Annotated in this window: 6 protein-coding genes; 1 reads left to right on the top strand and 5 read right to left on the bottom strand. The window is 57.9% G+C overall.

What is annotated here, in order from left to right:
* Window positions 1–147 precede the first annotated feature (147 nt).
* The 5 genes from RWM61_RS19960 to RWM61_RS19940 all read right to left on the bottom strand — a co-directional run bounded on the left by RWM61_RS19960 (window position 148) and on the right by RWM61_RS19940 (window position 3,527).
* On the bottom strand, window positions 148–738 hold the full coding sequence (locus tag RWM61_RS19960) for a class I SAM-dependent methyltransferase (protein ID WP_314004177.1): 591 nt from the start codon (window positions 736–738) through the stop codon (window positions 148–150).
* 16 nt (window positions 739–754) lie between these two features.
* The gene (locus RWM61_RS19955; protein WP_314004174.1) at window positions 755–928 is read right to left on the bottom strand and encodes a hypothetical protein; all 174 of its coding nucleotides are present in this window, start codon (window positions 926–928) and stop codon (window positions 755–757) included.
* A gap of 17 nt (window positions 929–945) precedes the next feature.
* A complete protein-coding gene (locus RWM61_RS19950) occupies window positions 946–2,169 on the bottom strand; it encodes a glycosyltransferase family 4 protein (protein WP_314004171.1) in 1,224 nt (407 codons plus the stop codon).
* Window positions 2,170–2,186: 17 nt separating this feature from the next.
* Window positions 2,187–2,903, bottom strand: coding sequence for a glycosyltransferase (locus RWM61_RS19945; protein WP_314004168.1), 717 nt, complete (start codon window positions 2,901–2,903; stop codon window positions 2,187–2,189).
* A 186-nt stretch (window positions 2,904–3,089) separates the two neighbouring features.
* Complete coding sequence (locus RWM61_RS19940) at window positions 3,090–3,527, bottom strand: hypothetical protein (protein WP_314004166.1); 438 nt, start codon at window positions 3,525–3,527, stop codon at window positions 3,090–3,092.
* Between the two features lie 268 nt (window positions 3,528–3,795).
* On the opposite strand from RWM61_RS19940, the gene RWM61_RS19935 reads away from it, so the two are divergent.
* The coding region (locus RWM61_RS19935) for a beta-propeller domain-containing protein (protein WP_314004162.1) at window positions 3,796–4,912 on the top strand (1,117 nt) is incomplete at its 3' end.

Raw genomic sequence — 4,912 nt, 5'->3', positions numbered from 1 at the left:
ATTTTGGCGTAATGACTGATTACCAGTTACTGACTTGAACTGCATAGGTCATGTAAGGGATATCCGGCTGGAAGAAGATTGAAGCGGCGCGCACAAACCGAGAGGCCTTCCGGAAGGAAGGCCTCTTTGAGGCTGAGTCAGGGCGGATCAGCCTTTCTGGAAAAGGATCATCGTCTCCTCAAATTCGCACGAGCGGGGATACACGACGATGGCAAGCGGCTGAAAGGCGGATAATTTGGTCATCACTTCGTTCCAGTCATAGTAATGGTTGATATGGCCGTCGTAGACTTCCTTTTTCTTGACGGTGCTCGTGCCCAGCCCGTAAAAAAAGTTTACAAGCACATATCTGCTGCTGACCCGGCGCAGCTCCGAAAATCCGTTCTCCCAATGTTCCAGATGGTTCAGCACATCTTTGCAGTACACGAAATCGAAGCTGTTATCCCCGAACGGAAGGCTGTATATATCGGCTTGGAGAAAATGACCGGCCGGATAGGTCCGTTTGCAGTACTCGATCATCTTCGGCGTTATATCGACCCCGGTATAGCCGATGCCGGGATTCGTATTGACGGCCCCTACGTAATCCACCCCCGGACCGCAGCCGACCTCCAGCATGTTCCGGACTTGAAGATGGGCAAGCAGCTGCCTGTAAAGCTGACGGATCGGCTTGTTGTAACCCTCCTCCGGGGTTTGCAGGAACCGTTCGGGATCCACGTGGTCCCAATAAGACGTCAGATCCAACCTTTTCACCCCCTACTTAATGTGCAATAAACGTAATCACCGGCAGATCGGGAAGCAGGTAGTCCCGCGGGAGGGAAGCGAAAATGCGGTTCCAAACCGTATAATCCACGACGACCTCCGGGTTGGACGTTTGCACGGCAAAAATCCGGTTGTATAAATCCCCTGTGACCGTAAAAGGCCGGTTTTCCATCAAATCATCGCCTCCTTTCAGGCCGATTGGGCAAGCGCGGCGTAATAAATCGCAAGCAGCCGCTCGATCATCCGGTCCAGCGACCAATGCTCCGTCCCCCAAGCCTGGGCGTTTCGTCCGAGCTGGAGCCGGTAATCCTCGTGCTCCAGCAGCAATTTAAGCTGTTCGGATAAGGTCGTCGCGTCGCGCACCGGCGAAATCAGGCCGGTGGCGCCGTGCTCCACCATTTCCGGCAGCCCGCCCGCGTTGGAGACCAGCGGAGGAATACCTGCGATCTGGGCTTCCATTACGGAGAAAGGCTGATTGTCATGGATGCAGGAATGGACAAAAATATCGGATTGGGCCAGCAAAGCGGCGACATCGTGGCGTTGACCGAGAAACCATACATCGTGATAGAGGCCGAGGCTTGCCGCCTGGCTCTCCAGCTGCGCCCGGTCGTCGCCGTCGCCGACGATCCAGCAAACCCAGTCCTGCCGGCTGTGTTTCAGAATGGCCAGAGCGGAGATCAATACATCGATCCCTTTCACGAACACAAGCCTGGCCGGACAGATGATCACCTTTTTTCCCGGGGGACGCCTAAAATCGGTGCCGTTCCGCACCTTTTGCCAGAAGGCTTCCGTATCCAGGCCGTACGGGAACGAGGTAACCAGGTGCTCGGGCACGCCGAATTCATTGACCAGCTTCTGTTTTTGCCACTTGTTTGCCGTGATCGTCAATGTGGTGGAAGAAGCCCCGTAATGCTCGATCGACCGAAAATATTTCCAGGCCGGGGAACCTTCATGGATGCCCAGCCCGGGATTCCGGCGAAAATGCGTCATCATCTCGTCCGCAACCGAGCCATGGATGTGGGCGATGAGCGGCGTTTTTCTCGGCTTGGCCCGACTGAGCGCGCGCGTGGAGAAAATATCCTGCGTATGGATGATATCGTAGCGGTCCAATCCGAAAAACGCGGCCGACAGCTCCATGCTATAACGGTCGAATTCGTATTGCTGCACAATGGGGTCCATATGCAGAAGAGGAGCGTTTGCGGCATTGAGCTTGGATAAAAGCAGGGGACGGATCGCTTCCTTGGACAGCTCCAGTCCCTTGTTGACGATATAGAACCTGGTATAGTCCGGGCTGTTGCCCATCAAATCCACTTCATGGCCCATCGCTTCAAGCCGCCGCTTGATCTGCTGCATAAAGTTCCAGACGCCGCCGACGTGGGGAACAAGCCAGAAAGTGGCCAATAGTATTTTCATGGTTACCTCCTCTTGCGTTATCCGCCGAGCTGTGCAATCAGGCTTTCCATTTGGCCTTTATACCAATCGCGTACCATCTCGAACTCGCTCAGCACGGCAGGCCGGTTGCGGATCGTCCCCATTTGCGGATGAAAACGATAGAAGGTCAACGCCTCAGGCAAATAATCGAACCTGACGTTGTGCAGCGCCAGCCGAAGCCACATTTCGTAGTCCTGGGTGTAAGACAAGCTTTCGTTGAACAATCCGGCGCGGTCGAACAGCTCCTTTCTTAACACAACGGTACAACCGTTTATCGGATTGGCATACGAAAGCATGCGGAGGAACGCAACCCGGCCTGCCACGGCGAGTCCGACATGCGGCTCTAAAACCTTGCCGTTCCCATCGATCGACGTATACGCCGTGAAGCTGGCCGCGGATCCGCTCTCCGCCATGAAAGCGATTTGCCTTTCGAGCTTTTGCGGCGCAAACATATCGTCGGAGCTGAGCCATGCGATATATTCGCCCGAAGCCTGGCGAATGCCGGAGTTCAAGGCGCTCGCGGTGCCGCCGTTGCTTTTCGTCAGGTAGCGGATGCGATTCGCGTACGGCGCGATTTTATCCGTATGCATGGCGGAGCCGTCGTCCACCACGATCACTTCCACGTTCGGGTAGGTTTGACCCGCGACGCTCGCCAAAGCCCGGTCGATATACGGACAGTTGTAAAAGGGGATGACGACGGTTACCCTCGGCCTCATGGCACGATCCTCCTTTATCTATTGCGAACAGGCGGGTACTACAATATATTAAGCAAGCGTGGAGGAGGAAAGGGACTTATGATCCCCGGCAATGGCACAAACCGGACACCGGAATCCCCGGTTCCGGTACTGCAGGCGAAAGTAAGATGCCGCGATGACCGGCTTCTGTTGAAGGTGAAGGCCCGTTTAGTCGGAATAGGCCGCCGCGACAAAGCTTTCGGGTCCCACCCGCGTCGGGGCAATCGGCAGGCCCTCCGGAAGGTTGACGAACGCCTGATACACGATAAAACCGGAATTAAGCGGTTCAAAATCGACTCCGTTCACCGCGACGATGGCGGTAGTCAACGCCGCTGTGCCGACCGGGAGCGTTTCCGTGGCTTGGTAGACCGGGGTCGATACCCCTTCCACAACCCGGAAAATCGTGACGCTGATCGGAACGGCCACGGCTACCGTAGCGCTCACGGTGACCGTAGCTGTAAAATGCACCCGCAGGCTCGGCCCCGATGACGCCGTGTTCAGGCCAAGCGTTCCGAACAATGCGGGCATCGATCCAAGCGGAATCGCCAGCGCCCCTGTACTGCTGGCGTTTTGGGACACCTGTGTATCGATCAATCTGCTTGCCATTTTCAAAACCTCCTTGATTTGGTTTGTATCACAGTATGAGAGGGTGAGGGACAGAGTTTGGACGGGCTCTCCATGTTTGTCCTATTTTGCCGGAAAAGGGGCGTGTGGCCGGCGCTGACATACGGCCCGTCTTGGACGACGCCCGTGATTTTTAATTTCCGGCAATCGCCCAGCGCCTGCAACCATTCCCCTTGCAATCGCGTCAAGGAACACAACAAGCCGTCTCTACCAGGCTTGTAATCATATGAAGCCAAAGGAGATACCCCGCATGAGCAAAAAAACACTGGCTGCCTTGTTGCTTTGCAGCCTGTTGGTTGGCGCGCCAGCGGCGGCCGCACCGCTCAAGACCCCGGCGCCCGCGCCCGTGAACATCCGCATCTGGATCGGCGGCGAAACGCTGTCCTCTCCCACGCCGCCGATGCTTGTCAAGGGGGCGGCGATGGTGCCGCTGCGCCAAGTGGCGGAGGCGCTCGGCGCCCAAGTCGCGTGGAGCAAGGATCGGAACAACCGGCAAACGGTAACCGTGACCCGGGGAGGCCGTTCGGCCGCCATGACGGTCGGCTCGAGCACGCTCCGAACGGCAGGCCGCACCGTCAAGCTGATTGCCGGACCGGTGATGAAGGACGGCGTAACGATGGTTCCGCTGCGCGCGGTTTCGGAATCGCTCGGCTCCGCCGTCGCCTGGGACGGCCTGAACCGGATCGTCCGGATCGACGACCCCGGCGAGCTGCCGGTCATCGGGACGGCCGAGCAATTGCAGCAGCTGCTGAAAAAGTCGCAGAATGCGTATGGAAGCAACTTTATTGCCAACGAACGCACGGATGCCGTCCCGGCGGTCGACCAAGCGAAGAGCAACGACTCCGCGGCGGCCGACGGCGCTGCCTCGGGCGGTGATTATTCGCGGACGAACGTTCAGGTCGAAGGCGTGGACGAGGCGGACTGGGCTAAGACAGACGGCAGGTTCGTGTACCAGCTAAGCGGCAACCGCGTGCAGATCGCGGACATCGCGAATCCGTCCGAGCCGAAGCTCGCTGCGACGATCGACTACACCGCGGAAAGCGGCTTCTATCCGCGGGAGATGTATGCGGACGGCGAACGGCTGATCGTAATCGGCCAGCAGAACAGCGGCCTGCCGATGCCGATCGATCCCGGCATCGGCGGCCCGGCAGGCGCCGCGGCGGAAACCGGCTCGAGCGCCGCATTCGGCTCGGGCATCGACCGTTGGCCGGCGGAACCGATGCGCACGACGGTCAAGACGCTTATTTACGACGTATCCGAGGACGGACAGCCGAAGCTCGCGAGGGAAACGGAGCTGGAAGGCAGCTACGTCTCTTCGCGCAAAATCGCCGGCGCCTTGTATATGGTTGCGAACAAGTATACCGATG

Origin of the sequence: uncultured Paenibacillus sp., assembly GCF_963515335.1 — a bacterium.
Classification (GTDB): domain Bacteria; phylum Bacillota; class Bacilli; order Paenibacillales; family Paenibacillaceae; genus Paenibacillus_I.
This window is presented reverse-complemented; position numbering and strand designations above follow the sequence as displayed.